Source organism: Bradyrhizobium sp. 2S1 (genome assembly GCF_011516625.5).
Taxonomy (GTDB): Bacteria; Pseudomonadota; Alphaproteobacteria; order Rhizobiales; family Xanthobacteraceae; genus Bradyrhizobium; species Bradyrhizobium septentrionale.
This window is the reverse complement of sequence record NZ_CP147717.1, coordinates 5,444,596-5,461,193: the sequence shown is the minus strand read 5'-3', so window position 1 is coordinate 5,461,193 and position 16,598 is coordinate 5,444,596. Positions and strand designations below refer to the sequence as shown.

Genomic DNA, 16,598 nt, shown 5'->3' with positions numbered 1-16,598 from the left:
ACCCCGTAGCTGATCTTGGACGAGCACTCACATCGCGGGACGCACCGCGCCGCGGACGCCCCTGCGATCTGATTGTTCTCCGAATGTCCATCCGTTGTGCGGTCCGGGATCGAACGATCATCGGATGCTCACGGCGCCACGTTATTGCTTTCAAACAATCACCGAGGAGATCGTCATGAAGTTGAATTCGAAGTCCGGCGCCATGCTCGCCGTCGCTGCGGCCACCCTGTTCCTCGCCGGCTCCGTGGTTTCGACCTCGACGGCCGCCAATGCCGCCACCGGCAAGTGCATGGCCGGCAACGCCTGCAAGGGCCAGAGTGCATGCAAGGGCGGCGCCAATTCCTGCAAGGGCCTGAACGCCTGCAAGGGCACCGGCTTTTCGATGGCCTCGGAGAAGCAGTGCATGGCTCAGGGCGGCAAGTTCGTCAAAGGCTGATCGCAGCGGTTAACGGCCGGAGAAGGCCCGGTACACAAACCGGGCTTTCTTCATTGCGAGCAGCAAAATGTCCGTCCTTGGTGTAACCAGGACGGACTGCTGTGCGTAGCTATCAATCGGGTGCAGCCCTGGTCCGGGACTGTCGCAGGCCGGCGGGCGCGCACCTTCAACCATCGTCCGTAAGGAGACGCTCATGAAGGTTACGACCAAGTCCGGCGCCACACTTGCCGCCGCTGCAGCCACGCTGTTCCTCGCCGGTGCTGTCGTGTCGACGCCGTCCTACGCCGCGGGCGAAGGCAAATGCATCGGCGCCAATGCCTGCAAGGGCCAGAGCTCCTGCAAGGGCGGCAACCACGCCTGCAAGGGCCAGAATGCCTGCAAGGGTCAGGGCTTCTCGTCCATGACCAAGGATCAGTGCACCACCGCCAAGGGCAAGTTCGAGCCCGCCTGATCGCACCGGATCGAGACGGGGCCCGGCGATAGGCCGGGCCTCGTTTCCATGTTAGTTTTGCAGACGAGACGCTACGATTGCAGCGCCTGCCACGCGGAGACGCCATGAACGTCGCAAGCCGATTGCCCACGGCGGCGCACACGGGGCAAACGATGCAAGCGGCCAAACCGCCGTTCCTCGGCTTTGGCCTCGGCCTGCGCGCGCAGCATTACGACGAGATTTTGAACGGCAATCCGCCGATCGACTGGTTCGAGGTGATCAGCGAGAACTACATGCTGCCGGGCGGCCAGCCGCTGCGCATCCTCGACCGGATCTGCGAGCGCTATCCCGTGGTGATGCACGGCGTCTCGCTGTCGATCGCCTCCACCGCGCCGCCGAATTTCGACTATCTGCAAGGCCTGAAGGACCTCGCAAAACGTGTGCAGCCGAAATGGGTGTCGGACCATCTGTGCTGGACCGGCGTGCACGGCAAGAACCTGCACGATCTATTGCCGATCCCCTACACAAAGGAGGCGCTCGATCATGTCGTGAGCCGCGTGCAGCTGGTGCAGGATGTCCTCGGCCGCGCGCTGGTGCTCGAGAATGTCTCGACCTATGTGCAGTTCAACAATTCCGAGATGACGGAGTGGGAGTTCCTCTCCGAGCTGTCGCGCCGCTCCGGCTGCTGGCTGCTGTTCGACATCAACAATGTCTATGTCAGCGCCTTCAACCACGGCTATGATCCGATGGCCTTCCTCAACGGCATTCCGGCGGACCGCGTGGTGCAATTCCACATGGCGGGCCACAGCCATATGGGGACGCACATCATCGACACGCACGACCATCCGGTGTGCGAGGATGTCTGGGACCTCTATGTCGCGGCGTTGCAGCGGTTCGGCCGGGTCTCGACCATGATCGAGCGCGACGACAACATTCCGCCGCTCGACGAATTGCTGCTCGAGGTCGAGCGCACCCGCGAGATCGCGGCGCAGGTGCTGGGCGCGGGCGCGCCTGTGGCATGAGCGACTTCGCGCGCCAGCAGGACGACTTCCAGCGCGCCATCCTCACCGGCGACGACGGCATCCTGACCGAAATCCTCGACAGCTCCAGGGAGACGCGCGCGACGCTGTTCGGCGTCTACCGCCATGCTTATGGCTCGCGGCTGGTCGAAGCGATGCGCAACGACCACGAGCTGCTGCATCGCTTTCTTGGCGACGAGATGTTCGACGAGATGGGCCACGCCTACGTCAAGGCACGGCCATCAGAACATCCGAACCTGCGCTGGTTCTCGCAAGGATTGCCGGATTTCCTGAAGTCCGCCGAACCCTACAGCCATCACCCCGTGCTCGCCGACCTTGCCGCGCTCGAGAAGGCCTTGAACGACGCCTTCGATGCGCGCGAAGGCGACGTGCTCGCCTTGGAGACGATGGCCGGTTTCGCGCCCGAGGTCTGGAACGACCTGGTGTTCCAGCCGCATCCGAGCGCTGCGCGGATCGACCTGTCGACCAATGCCGCCGCGATCTGGATCGCACTGAAGAACGACGAGACGCCGCCCGAGGCGGAGATGCCGGCCGAGCCTGCTCGCCTTCTGATCTGGCGCCAAGACACCACACCGATGTTCCGCGAGCTGCCGACCGAGGAAGCGATGATGTGGGACGAAGCCTCTGCCGGCATTCCGTTCGGCGTGCTCTGCGAGATGCTCGCGACCTATGACGATCCCGACGGTGCCGCGGCGCGCGGCGCCGGGTATCTGCATGGCTGGATCACGGCGGGACTGCTGACGGCGGCATCGGTTCGCGAATAGGGGCGCGGCATGGGCAGCGACATCGATCGTCCCTCCCCCAACGTCCCGTGCCCGGCAGAGACCTGTCCCGACCTATCGCGTGATATCAGCCTCGATGCTGGTCGCGGCGATCCTCATCGGCATCGCATCATGTCACGTCAAGGCGCAGTCCGAGTTCATGCGCGGCGAAGGCATGCCCTACGATGCCTTCGACCGGCTGCCCAGGACCGATCTCGAAGTGTCAGGCGGCACCATTCATGTCGGGTTCGCGCCCGGCAACATGGCGCTGCCCAGGGAGAAAATATTCGACTGGATCAGGGCGTCCGCTCACGCGGTCTCGATTTACTACGGCCGGTTTCCCGTCAGCTCGCTGCGGCTGCTGCTGGTGCCGGTCGACGGCTCGCGCGTGCGCGGCGGCACCACATGGGGTTATCGCGGCGCTGCGATCCGGCTGCCGATCGGCCGCGACGCCGACGCGGACGACCTCAAGCGCGACTGGGTGATCGTGCACGAGATGGTGCACACCGCCCTGCCCGATCTCGACGACCGCTACGCCTGGCTGTCGGAAGGGCTCGCGGTCTATGTCGAGCCGGTCGCGCGCGTGCAGGCCGGCGATCTTACGGCGCAGGAAACCTGGCAGGCAATGGCGCGCGACATGCCCAAGGGCCTGCCGCAGGCCGGCGACGAGGGCCTCGACAATACCGACACGTGGGGCCGGAAATACTGGGGCGGCGCGATGTTCTGCCTGTTCGCGGATGTCGAAATCCGCAAGCGCACAGGCAACAAATTCGGCCTGCAGGATGCGATGCGCAGCGTGCTCGCCGCAGGCGGCAATCACGAAAAGGACTGGCCGATCGCGCGCGTGCTCTCCACCGCCGACAAGGCGGTCGGCGTCGACGTGCTGACGCGGCTGCACGACGAATGGGGATCAAAGCCGGTGACACCCGACCTTGCCGGACTGTGGCGCGATCTCGGAGTGAAGATGCAGGGTAACAGTATTGCGTTCGACGACAACGCGCCGCTGGCGGCGATCCGCAAGGCGATCACCGAGGCGCGCCCGCGCTAGCGCGGGATGAAGGTCGGCTTCGCAGCAGACGGGTTCCACCTCTCCCGCTTGCGGGGGAGGTCGCATCGCATCGAAGATGCGGTGCGGGTGGGGGCTCTCTCCACGACGTGACTCGCGGAGAGAGCCCCCACCCCAACCCTCCCCCGCAAGCGGGAGAGGGAGCGCACCGCCGTCGCGACCGCTATTCAAGCTAATCTCATCATGTTCTAGTCGTCACCCTTCGCGGCTGCACACAGCCCGACGCCGCTGGCTTTTACGCGCGCGATGTCGGACTATTTCCGCAGGAATCGCTGTCATCCACGTGGGAGACCGATGGGCCAGGATCATCCGACACGCGCCAGTTGGCCGGTCTTCCGTTCGTTGGCCGCATTCCGGCCAAGCGACCTGCCCGGCGATCTGATCGCCGGGCTGACGCTTGCTGCGATCGCGATCCCGGAGCAGATGGCGACCGCGCGGCTTGGCGGCTTCTCGCCGCAGATCGGCTTCTTTGCCTTCATGGCGGGCTCGCTCGGCTTTGCGATGTTAGGGGCCAACCGTTTCCTGTCCTGCGGCGCCGATTCGACGATCACGCCGATCTTCGCGGCCGGCCTCGCGCTGATGGCGACCGCAGGCTCACCCGACTATCAGTCGCTGGCGATGGCGCTGGCGCTGATGGTCGGCGCGATCATGATCGCAGGCGGCCTGTTCAAGCTCGGCTGGGTTGCCAATCTGCTGTCGACGCCGGTGACGGTCGGCTTCCTCGCCGGCATCTCCGTCCACATCCTGGTCTCGCAACTGCCCGGCGTGCTCGGCCTGACCACGCCGGACGGGCCGACGCTGTACAAGCTCGGGGTTCTCGCTGCAGAGATCGGCCAAACAAATTTCTATACGCTGGCGATCGGCCTCGGCGTGCTGGCGCTGGTCGCGGGATCGGAGAAGATCAGCGCGCGCATTCCGGGCGCGCTGATCGGCCTTGTCGTGGCCACCATTGCTGTCATCGCCGGCCATCTCGAAAGCAAGGGCGTCAAGGTGGTCGGCATCGTGCCGGGGTCGCTGCCGAAGCCGTCATTTCCGGACATCGCACCGGAGCGATGGATCAAACTGTTGTCGCTGGCGATCTTGATCGCCATCGTGGTCATGGTGCAGACCGCGGCGACGACGCGTTCGTTTCTGTCAGATCCGGACAAGCCGGCCGACGTCGATCGCGACTTCCTCGGCGCCGGTGCCGGCAGCCTCTTGTCCGGCCTGTTCGGCGCCTTCCCCGTCAACTCCAGTCCGCCGCGCACCGGCATCGTCTCGGAGACCGGCGGACGCACGCAACTCGCCGGGCTGTTCGCCGCGACAATCGTGCTCGCGCTGCTCGCGTTCGGCGCGACGCTGCTAAAGCACGTGCCTGACGCTGCGCTCGGCGGCGTGCTGCTGTTCGTTGCGCTGCGCATCATCCGCGTCAAACAGATCGTCGCGATCTTCCGCCAGTCGTTCTACGAATTCCTGCTGGTGATCGCGACGGCGGCCGCGATCATCGTGCTGCCGATCGAGCAAGGCGTCGCAGTCGGCATCGCGCTGTCGCTGCTGCACGGCATCTGGACCACGACGCGGGGCCAGCTGGTGGAATTCGTCCACGTGGCTGGCACCACGATCTGGTGGCCGACAGGTCCGCACGTCACCGGCGAGCGCAAGCCCGGCATTGCCGTCGTCGGCCTGCAGGCGCCGCTGTCGTTCCTCAACGCGGAAGGCTTTCACAGCGACGTGCTCAAGACCATCGGCACGGCGACGCCGAAGCCGTTTCTGCTGGTGATCGAGGCCAGCGGCATGATCGAGATCGATTTCACGGCTGCGCAGGCGCTGCGCGATCTGTTTCGCGAATGCCGCGATGACGGCGTGACGGTGGCGGTGGCGAGGCTCGAATCCACACGCGCGCAGGACGCGTTCGAGCGCTTCGATCTCTACGCGGTTCTGCCGCGGGATCACGTCTTCCGCAGCGTCGACGAAGCGGTGCGGGCGCTGGGCCCGAGCTAGCCTGGCGAAGGCTCGCCCTCGAGCGTCGGATGCTCCCTCAGGACATCGGCCTTGATGGAATTGGTGTGGATGGCGCGGAACAGCGCCCGGCCGGTCTTGATGTTGTTGGCCTTCATGCAGAGGCTGACGATCTCGCGCACCGCGGAGTCCCGCATCATCTCGTCGGTTATCTTCATCGCGATCTCCATCGCGGTCCTGGCGGCACGCTCGTAGCGCTCACGCTCGACCTGATACTTGTTCGGCGAACGCTTGTCGGGCGCGCCGACCGCCTCGGCGCAGCCGGCGGCATCGCGGCAGATCGCACGGATCCGCTGCGCAGCCTCGATATCGCCGAGCGGCTGCTCGACGGGATCATCCCAGATGTCTTTGCGCTTGGCCTTGCTGAACATCCACATCGCCGTACCCCGAAAGCGCGGCGAGCATAGCTGGCCGAGGCGCAACCTGTGAACCGCAGAGTCCTCCCGGCGCAAAAGCGAGATGCTGGCTATGGCATCATGGCCACACCGGAACAGCCGATCCGGCGAGTGACTTGATGTCACACGCGCATCAAGCCGATCGTTGCGGCCCGATCGCCTCGAACTGCGCCTTTTGCTCGTCACTGAGGGTGGCGTAGAAACTCTCAAGCGCGGCGCGGACATCCTTGACGGCCTGCAGCATGACGTCGAGCCGCTTTGCAACGGAGGCGAGACGCGCCGGCGGGGTCATTGCCTCGTTGGCTTGGCACGCCGCCTTCAGTTTGCGGGCCGCATCGGCGCTGGTGTCCTGAAGCGCCTGGAGCGCCGCGCGCTGGGTGTCGTTGAGCTGCATCCGGGCCTGGATCTCGCTCGTCGGCCAATCCTGCGCGGCACCCTGCGCAGCGCCGCAGTTCCGGGCAACCGCCGTGTTCTGATCAATCTTCTGATCACCTTTGGGATCGCGCGCCGCGGCGTCCTTGCGCTGATTGTCGGCGAGCGCGTTGAACCGCGCCTTCTGCTCGTCGTCGAGCAGGCCGTAGAATTTCTCCAGCGGCGGCCTGACGATTACGACTGCCGTCACCATCGCTTCGATCCGCTGCTGCATGGCGGCGAGGCGGTTCGGCGCGGTCAACACCACCTGCGCAGGACATGCCGCCCGAATGGTGCGGGCGGCGGCGAGCGACGCTTCGCCGAGTTCGCCGAGCGCAGCCAGCTGCGCCTCGGTCGGCTGCACCGTATCCGCAATCTGATCCACCGGCAGGCCGGCGATCGAGCGGCTGTCATTGCCACACATCTCCTCGATCCGTCCGCCGCCGCGATATCGGCGGCCCGGCCTGCGATCGGGCAGATAGCCCCTGAGATCGTCATAACCATAGGGACCGAAGATGCCGGCATAGATGTCCGGATAGCCGTAGCCCCAGAATCCGAGATCGTCGCCCCAGACCGCGTAGTCATAGATGTCGTTGTAGGCGAACGGCCAGAACAGCGGGCCGACCCAGCCATAGCCGCCGCCGGAATGCTGCCACCAGCCATTGGCAACCGTCCCGCCGTGCCAGCCGGCGAGCGCCGCGGCCGCGGCGATCTGCGCACGCGCCGCCGGGTTGCTCAACAGCCGGCCGTTGCGCAATGCGCCGTTGCGCGACAGCGAGTTGAACGCATTGCGCATGTTGCCGGGATGGCCGAAATTTGCCGCCCCGCGCGACACGAAGGCGCCATGGCCGGCGAAGCCTGATCGCGGGATCGCGTGCGAACGGCCGAACCCGCCATGATGGCCGCCGCCGAAATGCATGTGGCCAAAGCCATGCCCGCCATGTCGATGACCACCGCCATGTCCGTGGCCACCGCCGTGCCCATGACCGCCGCCGTGCCCATGACCGCCACCATGGCCTCCTCCATGGCCGCCACCGCGGGCGATCGCGTCGCCCGACAGCGCCATGGCAACGATCATGACTGCAATTCCGATTGCCCGTCCGATCACTTCTGTCTAGCTCCGCGCCAATACACTACGGCACAGGAAAGACGCCGGACGGACGGAAAAGTTCCGCGCGATCGCAGCGCGCAACCGCTCGCGGATACTGCGCTGCTGAGTAATGACGCCTCAGGCGGCCGGGACGATCTTTCCGGGATTGAAGATGTTCTGCGGATCGAGTGCCTGCTTCAGCGCCCGCATCGCGTCGAGCGCCTCCACCCCGAGCTCGGCCTTCAGGTATTTCTGCTTGCCCTGGCCGATGCCGTGCTCGCCGGTGCAGGTGCCGCCCATCGCTTGCGCGCGTTCGACCAGACGATGCATGAACTCCTCGCCACGCGCCATCTCGTCCTTGTTGTCGATGTCGCAGACCAGCGAGCAGTGGAAATTGCCGTCGCCGACATGGCCGACGATCGGCGAAAGCAGATTGAGCCGCTTCAGATCGTCCTCGGTCTCGGTGACGCAGTCGGCAAGCCGCGAGATCGGCACGCAGACGTCGGTCGCGACGACGCCGATGCGGTCGCTGGGACGCAGCGCCTTCACCGACCAGTAGGCGTCGTGCCGGGCCTGCCACAGCCTGGTGCGGTCTTCCGGCTTGGTGGTCCAGGAGAAGTCGCCGCCGCCGCATTCGGCGGCGATGTCGCGGAAATTCTTCGACTGCTCGGCAACCTCCACCTCGCTGCCGTGGAATTCCAAAAGCAGCAGCGGCGTCTCCGGCAGCGACAGTTTTGAATAGCTGTTGCAGGCCTTCACTTGCTCGGCGTTGAGCAGCTCGATGCGGGCGACCGGGATTCCGGTCTGGATGGCGAGGATGGTCGCCTGGCAGGCGCCGCGCACCGTCTCGAACGAACAGGCCGCGGCTGCGATCGTTTCGGGAATACCGCGCAGCTTGATGGTGAGCTCGGAGATGATGCCGAGCGTGCCTTCAGCGCCAATGAACAGATGCGTCAGGTCGTAGCCGGCCGACGACTTCTTGGCCCGCGTGCCTGTGGTGATGATCTCGCCGTCGCCGCGCACCACCTTCAGCGCCAGCACGTTCTCGCGCATGGTGCCGTAGCGCACCGCGTTGGTGCCGGAGGCGCGGGTCGAGGTCATGCCGCCGAGCGAGGCGTCGGCGCCGGGATCGATCGGGAAGAACAGGCCCTGGTCGCGCAGATGCTCGTTGAGCGCCTTCCGCGTCACGCCGGGCTGGATCACGCAGTCGAGGTCCTCGGCATGCACCTCGAGCACCTTGTTCATATCGCGCAGATCGATGCAGACGCCGCCCGCAGGCGCATTGACCTGGCCCTCGAGCGAAGTTCCGGTACCGAACGCGATCACCGGCACGCGGTTCGCGGCACAGATCCGCACCACGTCCTGAATGTCAGCCGTCTCCTGCGCCATCACCACCGCGTCCGGCGGCTGGGTCGGCAGCCATGTGGTGGTATGGGCGTGCTGTTCGCGCACGGCCAAAGACGTGACGAGCCGGTTGCCGAACCGTGCCGCCAGCGCGTCGATCGCGCGCTTCAGGGCCTGCGGCTCAGGTCGCGTCAAATTGCTCGAAATCGTTGTCGCCACGTCAAATTTCCTCCCGGCTTTAGCCGACCGTGGCAAAGCTTGTATAAGGGGTCAAGAGAGCCGGACTTGAAAAAGTGGCCGCCGGAGTCACAGAAAAGCTCATGCTCGAACGCCAGCAAACCGGGGATGGACGATGACGTCAGTGACTGCCGCAAGCGAGATGCCGATTCCGCCGGCCCCGTTCAAATCCTCGCTGATGCAGATCGAGCCGCAATGGATCGATTATAACGGCCATCTCAACATGGCCTACTACAACGTGATGTTCGACCGCGCCATCGACGAGATGTGGCTGCAGCTCGGGATCGGGCCGGCCTACATGAAAGAGCGGCACTGCTCGACCTTCACCGCCGAGTGCCACGTCCGGTACTTGCGGGAAATTCATCTCGGTGATCCCGTGCAGGTCTCGGTGTTCCTGCTCGCCGCCGACGAGAAGCGGCTGCACACCTTCGAGGAGCTGCGCCACGCCACCGAGGGCTGGCTCTCGGCGACCTCGGAAAACCTCACGCTGCACATCGACATGGAGGCGCGCAAGGTGGCGCCGTTTGAGATCCAGGCGCGCGCCCGGGCGATCGTGGAGAGCTATGCGGGCGTGCCGCGTCCGGAGGGCATCGGCCGCAACGTGGCGATGCCCTCCACCAAGAAGTAACCAAGCGCCGCGCTACACCCTTGTGCGGCCGCGCGCCAATCCGACCACCGCCGACACCAGGAACAGGATGATGGCGATGAAGAAGATCGCCTTGGCGATTTCGATCGAGGCGCCGGCGATGCCGCCGAAGCCCAGAATGCCCGCGATCAGGGCGATGACCAGGAATGTGACGACCCAGCTCAGCATGATCAAACCTCCGCTTCGTTTCCTCGTTCGTTTGCTGGCGCGAACCTCTGCCCGGCGCCAAACCTGTTGAAACAATCCTGCGGGGAAACGCTGGTTCCCGACCGCGAAACCGCGAAATTTTCGCCGATTTCAGGAACCAGGCCCGTTGTACGCTGCTGCCAAAAGCGTTCCTGTCGGCCGCGATAAAACCTGTCAAAATGGCCGATCAGGCCCTATATGCCCCTCAATCCCTGTTAAGAAGGCTCCCCTTCACCGTCCCGCGGTGCCATCGTGGGGCCGAGACGATTCGCTGATGACCGAGCCGAGCAAATTGCCCCCCCACGGCGTTCCCGAGCACCAGCCGGTGGCTGGGGGCATCGCCGCGCGTGCGCGGGCGGCGGCGGGTCCGCAATATCTCCAGGGCCTCAATCCGGAGCAGCGCGAGGCGGTCGAGACGCTCGACGGCCCCGTGCTGGTGCTCGCCGGCGCCGGCACCGGCAAGACGCGGGTGCTGACCACGCGCATCGCGCATATCCTGAGCCAGGGCCGCGCGCGGCCGCACGAAATCCTGTCGGTGACCTTCACCAACAAGGCAGCGCGCGAGATGAAGCTGCGGCTCGGCCAGATGCTGGGCCAGGCGGTCGAGGGCATGCCGTGGCTCGGCACCTTCCACTCGATCGGCGGCCGCATCCTGCGCATCCATGCCGAGCTGGTGCAGCTCAAATCCAACTTCACGGTGCTCGACGTCGACGACCAGGTGCGGTTGCTCAAGCAGCTTCTGCAGGCCGAGAACATCGACGATAAGCGCTGGCCGGCGCGGATGCTGGCCGGCCTGATCGACAGCTGGAAGAACCGCGGGCTGTCGCCGTCGCAGGTGCCGTCGGGCGAGGCCGCCTCGTTCGGCAACGGCAAGGGCGGCAAGATCTACGCGACCTATCAGGAGCGGCTGAAGATCCTCAACGCCGCCGATTTCGGCGATCTGCTGCTCGAGAACATCCGCCTGTTCCGCGAGAACCCTGATGTGCTCCGGCAGTACCAGAACCGCTTCAAGTTCATCCTGGTCGACGAATATCAGGACACCAACGTCGCGCAGTATCTGTGGCTGCGGCTGCTGTCGCAGGCGCCGACGCAGCCCGGCCTGCCGCTGTCGGCGGTGATTCCGGGAGCGACCAACTCACCCGTCATTCCGGGGCGCATCGAAGATGCGAACCCGGAATCTCGAGGTGAAGAAGACTCATCTCGAGATTCCGGGTCTGCGCCTGCGGCGCATCCCGGAATGACGGAGAATGCTCCCCTCAAGAACATCTGCTGCGTCGGCGATGACGACCAGTCGATCTATGGCTGGCGCGGCGCCGAGGTCGACAACATCCTGCGCTTCGACCACGATTTTCCCGGCGCCAAGGTGATCCGGCTCGAGCGCAACTACCGCTCCACCGGCCACATCCTGGCCGCAGCCTCGCATCTGATCGCGCATAATGAAGGCCGGCTCGGCAAGACGTTGCGCACCGAGGATGTCGACGGCGAGAAGGTCACCGTCACCGGCTCCTGGGATTCGGAAGAGGAGGCGCGCGCGATCGGCGAGGAGCTCGAGGGGTTGCAGCGCGCCGGCGAAAACCTCAACGACGTCGCCATTCTGGTCCGCGCCTCGTTCCAGATGCGCGAATTCGAAGACCGCTTCATCACGCTCGGCCTGCCCTACCGCGTGATCGGCGGCCCCCGATTCTACGAGCGCGCCGAAATCCGCGATGCGCTGGCCTATCTGCGCACCATCAACTCGCCGGCCGACGATCTCGCCTTCGAGCGCATCGTCAACGTCCCGAAACGGGGGCTCGGCGATGCCACCGTGCAGCTGCTGCACGACCATGCCCGCAAGCGCCGCATTCCGCTTTTCGAGGCGGCGCGCACCGTGGTCGAGACCGACGAGCTGAAGCCGAAAGCGCGCGGCTCGTTGCGCGATCTCGTCATGCAGTTCGACCGCTGGCGCGCCCAGCGCGAGGTTGTCTCGCATACCGACCTCGCCGAGATCGTGCTCGACGAGAGCGGCTATACCGAGATGTGGCAGAAGGACCGCTCGGCTGATGCCGCGGGCCGGCTGGACAACCTCAAGGAGCTGGTGCGTTCGATGGAGGAATTCGAGAACCTGCAAGGGTTTCTTGAACATATCTCACTGGTGATGGACCGCGACGGCGAAGCCGGCGACGAGGCGGTGTCGTTGATGACGCTGCATTCGGCCAAGGGGCTGGAATTCGACAATGTGTTCCTGCCGGGCTGGGAGGAAGGTCTGTTCCCGAGCCAGCGCACGCTGGATGAACAGGGCCGCGCCGGGCTCGAGGAGGAGCGCCGCCTCGCCCATGTCGGGCTGACCCGCGCCCGCCGCCGCGCAAAAATCTATTTCGCCACCAACCGCCGCATCCATGGCACCTGGTCGACCACGATCCCCTCGCGCTTCCTCGACGAGCTGCCGGCGCACAATGTCGAGATCACCGAATCCAAGGGCGGTTCGGGCTGGGGCGGCAGCGGCGGCTATGGCGCCTCGCGCTTCGACAACCTCGAATCATTCGGCTCGAGCTATTCGACCCCGGGCTGGCAGCGCGCCCAGGCCAACCGCGGCCGCGGCGGCGGGGGGCGCAGCGGCGGCTTCGAGGAGCGGCAATCCTCCTTTTCCTCGGATAGCTTCAGTCGCACCAAGCGCGGCCCGATGGTGATCGAGGGCGAGCTGGTGGCGAAATCCACCGGCACGGTGTCGGAATTCTCGCTGGAGGATCGGGTGTTTCACCAGAAATTCGGCTACGGCCATGTGGTGAAGATCGACGGCAACAAGCTGACCATCGCCTTCGAAAAGGCCGGCGAGAAGAAGGTGGTCGACAGCTTTGTGGAACGGGTGTGAGTGAGCAGCCTTCCCTGGCGGCCTTCCCTGTTCGTAGCTCTTGACCCCAGTTGAATTCACGGGTTGAGATGGCCCCATGGTCCGGGGAGGGTTTTTCCTTTTTGTCATCGCGCTCACTGCGCCGTCGCTGGCGGTCGCGGAGACGTTGAGCTTTGGCGATTCGGCCGCGCAACTCGCCAAGGCCTGCGGCGCCGACATCACCGCCAATTGCCGCGGCGTCAATCTCGACGCCACTCGCCTCAAGGAGTGCCTGTCGCGCAACCGCGACGTCATATCGCCGCAGTGCAAGGAGAGCTACTTCTCCACCCTCGATGCGATCCAGAAGCGGATCGCGGCGCGCGTGACGGTGGCAAACGCCTGCACCCGCGAGATCGTCAAGGTCTGCAACGGCTCGACCAAGGAGACCAGCAAGGCGGTGCCCTGCCTCGTCGCAGCCAAGGGCGTCAGCCGCAATTGCGCCCAGGCGATCAATGACGCGGGGTATCAATGATGCGGCTGTCGACGGGCGGCTTGCGCGATCTTGGCCTGTTGGGTCTGCTCGGCGCGCTGACGTTGCTGGCGGCGCCGCTCGCGCAGGCGCAGACCGCGGTCACCCGCGACGACGTCATCGCCAAGCTCAATCATTTCGAGACCGACGCCGCGATCGACGTCCCGGCGCTGCGCCAGCAGACGCTCGAGCGATCGAAGTCGCGATCGAAGAACGAGCCGCCGCCGCAAAAGCGCCCGCCGATCGCTCCCGACCTGACCAAGCTGCCGGCGTTCAACGCCGACATCGCGTTCGACGTCGACACGCCGATCGTGATGCCGGAATCGTATCAGACCGTCGGACGGATCGCCGATGCGCTGACGCATTCCGCGCTGCTGCCCTACACCTTCCTGATCGTCGGCCACATCGAATCGACCGGACGGCGCGACAACAACGTGCTGCTGAGCCAGCGGCGCGCCGACGCGATCCGCGACATCCTGGTCAACACCTTCAAGATCGCGCCGAAGCGCCTGCAATCGGTCGGGCTCGGCGAAGAGCAGTTGCTCGACCCCGCCCGCCCCAACGCGCCGGTCAACAACCAGCTGCAGATCATGCTGGTCGCGAAGGTCGCCGACGAGCCGCCCGCGCACCCCGCGCCGGCGGCGGCCGCCAAGAAGCCGGCGAAGCCAGCCAAGAGACACTAGCGCGGCTTTTCCGCCACACTGCAGAATGAATTTTCTGCCTCGGCGAGCGATTGCGGAACAGATTGCGCGTTCCTATCTGCGCTTGACCCGCATCCCGCCCCGCCCATGCTCCAGTCCGCGCGCGCCCCCCTCCCTCACGCTTTCGATCCTTCATGTCGCCGATCATTTCCGTATCCAATCTTTCAAAGACCTATGGCTCCGGCTTCAAGGCGCTGAAGGGCATCAACCTCGATATCGCCAAAGGCGAGATCTTTGCGCTGCTCGGGCCGAACGGCGCCGGCAAGACCACGCTGATCAGCATCATCTGCGGCATCGCCAATCCGAGCGAGGGCCGCATCACGATCGGCGGCCACGACATCATCGGCGACTATCGCGCGGCGCGGTCGATGATCGGCCTGGTTCCGCAGGAACTGCACACCGACGCGTTCGAATCGGTCTGGGCGACGGTCAGCTTCAGCCGCGGCCTGTTCGGCAAGCCGAAGAACCCCGCCCATATCGAGAAGGTGCTGCGCGACCTGTCGCTGTGGGACAAGAAGGACGACAAGATCATCACACTGTCGGGCGGCATGAAGCGCCGCGTGATGATCGCCAAGGCGCTGTCGCACGAGCCGCAGATCCTGTTCCTCGACGAGCCCACTGCAGGCGTCGATGTCGAATTGCGCAAGGGCATGTGGGAAGTGGTTCGCACGCTGCAGGCTGCCGGCGTCACCATCATCCTGACCACGCACTACATCGAGGAAGCCGAGGAGATGGCCGACCGCATCGGCGTCATCAACAAGGGCGAAATCATCCTGATCGAGGACAAGGCGACCTTGATGCAGAAGCTCGGCAAGAAGCAGCTGACGCTGCATTTGCAGAGCAAGCTCGACGCCGTTCCACCCGCGCTTGCCGCCTACCATCTCGAATTGTCCGACGACGGCCGCGCGGTGACCTACGACTACGATACCAAGGGCGACCGCACCGGCATCACCAGCCTGCTCAGCGACCTCCGCAATGCCGGTGTCCGCATCTCCGATCTGGATACGAAGCAGTCCTCGCTTGAAGATATTTTCGTCAGCATCGTGAGGGCGCCATGAACTACCGCGCAATCCGGGCCATCTATCTGTTCGAAATGGCGCGTACCTGGCGCACGCTGCTGCAGAGCATCGTCTCGCCCGTTGTCTCAACCTCGCTGTATTTCGTGGTGTTCGGCGCCGCGATCGGCTCGCGCATCACCGAGGTCGAGGGCGTCAGCTACGGCACCTTCATCGTGCCGGGGCTCGTGATGCTGTCGGTGCTGACGCAGAGCATCTCCAACGCCTCGTTCGGCATCTACTTTCCGAAATTCGTCGGCACGATCTACGAGATCCTGTCGGCGCCGATCTCCTATTTCGAGATCGTGATCGGCTATGTCGGCGCCGCCGCCACCAAGTCGATCATCCTCGGCCTGATCATCCTGGCGACCGCCGGACTTTTTGTGCCTTTGCATATCCAGCATCCGGTGTGGATGCTGACATTCCTGGTGCTGACCGCCGTCACCTTCAGCCTGTTCGGCTTCATCATCGGCATCTGGGCCGACGGCTTCGAGAAGCTGCAGATGATCCCGATGCTGGTGGTGACGCCGCTGACCTTCCTCGGCGGCAGCTTCTATTCGGTGAACATGCTTCCGTCGGGCTGGCGCACCATCACGCTGCTCAATCCCGTGGTCTATCTGATCTCCGGCTTCCGCTGGAGCTTCTATGAGATCGCCGATGTCAGCGTGCCGCTGAGCCTCGGCATGACCGTGGGATTCCTGGTGGCCTGCATGGCCGTCGTGGCATGGATATTCAGGACCGGCTACCGGCTGAAGAACTGACTTGCGAAAGCAAGTCATTCCGGGGCGCGCCTTAGCGCGAACCCGGAATCTCGAACTTGTGGCGCGAGAGTCCGGGTTCATGCTTCGCATGCCCCGGAATGACGGTCTCCATCAATAACAATGGAAATGGCCGTGGCGGTAATAGCCGCGGCAGCGGTGACCACGGCGGTAGCCACGATCTGGGATGCCGAACACGCCCTTGACCGCGCCCATGGCGCCGCCGACACCAGCGCCGACGGCGCCACCGACCACGCCGCCCACCGGGCCGGCGACCCGGTTGCCTTCATAGGCACCCTCATGGGCCCCGCGGACGATGCCCTGGGCATGGCCGGCATGAGGGACTGCCACCAGCGCCAAAGCGAGGGCTGCGGCCGCAAGCAGGAGCCGCGCGGAGGAGCCGGCGGGGACGACGGCCGCGGTCTTAACCTTGGTATTGTTCATCTGGATTCCTTGAAGCTCGGCGCGATCGCGCCGCCGGGGCGGGATTGTGAAACGCCCATGCGGCCAGATGGTTGCGTGTTGGCGGCCAATTGCGGGCATCGTCGCGGCCTGCTCGCGAAAAAGTCAGGCCGCCGCGACCGGCGGGCCCGGCTTCGGCCTTGTTTGCGCCGTGCGCGGGATTAACGATGGCGCTCAAAGATGGCCTGGGTCCGCGACTGGAACCAAGTTCGGATTCCGTGCATATTGGTTGCCGGGGACGGAGAGC

17 protein-coding genes are annotated in these 16,598 nt (G+C 65.1%); 12 read left to right on the top strand and 5 right to left on the bottom strand.

All coding sequences use genetic code 11. The features are described from left to right. The first annotated feature begins 175 nt into the window (after positions 1-175). The 6 genes from HAP54_RS25825 (at position 176) to HAP54_RS25800 (ending at position 5,713) form a co-directional block, all read left to right on the top strand. Positions 176-436 carry a hypothetical protein gene (locus HAP54_RS25825; RefSeq protein ID WP_166304922.1) on the top strand — a complete coding sequence of 87 codons (261 nt, stop codon included), beginning with the start codon at positions 176-178 and terminating at the stop codon, positions 434-436. 193 nt (positions 437-629) lie between these two features. Continuing rightward, complete coding sequence (locus tag HAP54_RS25820; protein ID WP_029078868.1) at positions 630-887, top strand: hypothetical protein; 258 nt, start codon at positions 630-632, stop codon at positions 885-887. Between the two features lie 152 nt (positions 888-1,039). Further along, entirely contained in the window at positions 1,040-1,888 is an 849-nt protein-coding gene (locus HAP54_RS25815; protein ID WP_166304919.1) for a DUF692 domain-containing protein, read from the top strand. Beyond that, a complete protein-coding gene (locus HAP54_RS25810; protein ID WP_166304916.1) occupies positions 1,885-2,670 on the top strand; it encodes a DNA-binding domain-containing protein in 786 nt (261 codons plus the stop codon). Before HAP54_RS25815 ends, HAP54_RS25810 begins: the two co-directional genes overlap by 4 nt. A 79-nt stretch (positions 2,671-2,749) precedes the next feature. Further along, on the top strand, positions 2,750-3,715 hold the full coding sequence (locus tag HAP54_RS25805; protein ID WP_224741788.1) for a hypothetical protein: 966 nt from the start codon (positions 2,750-2,752) through the stop codon (positions 3,713-3,715). A gap of 312 nt (positions 3,716-4,027) precedes the next feature. Continuing rightward, the gene (locus tag HAP54_RS25800) at positions 4,028-5,713 is read left to right on the top strand and encodes a SulP family inorganic anion transporter (protein ID WP_166304913.1); all 1,686 of its coding nucleotides are present in this window, start codon (positions 4,028-4,030) and stop codon (positions 5,711-5,713) included. Here HAP54_RS25800 and HAP54_RS25795 read toward each other — a convergent pair. The 3 genes from HAP54_RS25795 to HAP54_RS25785 all read right to left on the bottom strand — a co-directional run bounded on the left by HAP54_RS25795 (position 5,710) and on the right by HAP54_RS25785 (position 9,190). Then, the gene (locus tag HAP54_RS25795; RefSeq protein ID WP_166304910.1) at positions 5,710-6,108 is read right to left on the bottom strand and encodes a hypothetical protein; all 399 of its coding nucleotides are present in this window, start codon (positions 6,106-6,108) and stop codon (positions 5,710-5,712) included. The two genes, HAP54_RS25800 and HAP54_RS25795, sit on opposite strands and share 4 nt — an antisense overlap. A gap of 151 nt (positions 6,109-6,259) precedes the next feature. After that, on the bottom strand, positions 6,260-7,645 hold the full coding sequence (locus tag HAP54_RS25790) for a Spy/CpxP family protein refolding chaperone (RefSeq protein WP_166304907.1): 1,386 nt from the start codon (positions 7,643-7,645) through the stop codon (positions 6,260-6,262). A gap of 120 nt (positions 7,646-7,765) precedes the next feature. After that, positions 7,766-9,190, bottom strand: coding sequence for an FAD-binding oxidoreductase (locus tag HAP54_RS25785; RefSeq protein ID WP_166304905.1), 1,425 nt, complete (start codon positions 9,188-9,190; stop codon positions 7,766-7,768). A gap of 160 nt (positions 9,191-9,350) precedes the next feature. On the opposite strand from HAP54_RS25785, the gene HAP54_RS25780 reads away from it, so the two are divergent. Next, the gene (locus HAP54_RS25780; protein WP_166308375.1) at positions 9,351-9,836 is read left to right on the top strand and encodes a thioesterase family protein; all 486 of its coding nucleotides are present in this window, start codon (positions 9,351-9,353) and stop codon (positions 9,834-9,836) included. 12 nt (positions 9,837-9,848) lie between these two features. Here the strand turns inward: HAP54_RS25780 and HAP54_RS25775 are convergent, their stop codons facing one another. Continuing rightward, positions 9,849-10,022, bottom strand: a complete 174-nt coding sequence (locus HAP54_RS25775) for a DUF1328 domain-containing protein (RefSeq protein WP_021077209.1) — start codon at positions 10,020-10,022, stop codon at positions 9,849-9,851. A 292-nt stretch (positions 10,023-10,314) separates the two neighbouring features. Between HAP54_RS25775 and HAP54_RS25770 the strand changes: the two genes are divergently transcribed. The 5 genes from HAP54_RS25770 (at position 10,315) to HAP54_RS25750 (ending at position 15,892) form a co-directional block, all read left to right on the top strand. Beyond that, positions 10,315-12,888, top strand: coding sequence for an ATP-dependent helicase (locus HAP54_RS25770; RefSeq protein WP_166304903.1), 2,574 nt, complete (start codon positions 10,315-10,317; stop codon positions 12,886-12,888). A 76-nt stretch (positions 12,889-12,964) separates the two neighbouring features. Further along, complete coding sequence (locus tag HAP54_RS25765; RefSeq protein ID WP_166304901.1) at positions 12,965-13,378, top strand: hypothetical protein; 414 nt, start codon at positions 12,965-12,967, stop codon at positions 13,376-13,378. Then, positions 13,375-14,058, top strand: a complete 684-nt coding sequence (locus HAP54_RS25760) for an OmpA family protein (RefSeq protein WP_166304899.1) — start codon at positions 13,375-13,377, stop codon at positions 14,056-14,058. The genes HAP54_RS25765 and HAP54_RS25760 overlap by 4 nt, the downstream gene beginning before the upstream one ends. Positions 14,059-14,210: 152 nt before the next feature. Beyond that, entirely contained in the window at positions 14,211-15,134 is a 924-nt protein-coding gene (locus HAP54_RS25755; RefSeq protein WP_166304896.1) for an ABC transporter ATP-binding protein, read from the top strand. After that, on the top strand, positions 15,131-15,892 hold the full coding sequence (locus HAP54_RS25750) for an ABC transporter permease (protein WP_166304893.1): 762 nt from the start codon (positions 15,131-15,133) through the stop codon (positions 15,890-15,892). Before HAP54_RS25755 ends, HAP54_RS25750 begins: the two co-directional genes overlap by 4 nt. A gap of 111 nt (positions 15,893-16,003) precedes the next feature. Here HAP54_RS25750 and HAP54_RS25745 read toward each other — a convergent pair whose 3' ends face one another. Then, positions 16,004-16,333 carry a hypothetical protein gene (locus HAP54_RS25745; RefSeq protein WP_166304890.1) on the bottom strand — a complete coding sequence of 110 codons (330 nt, stop codon included), beginning with the start codon at positions 16,331-16,333 and terminating at the stop codon, positions 16,004-16,006. Positions 16,334-16,598: the final 265 nt, after the last annotated feature.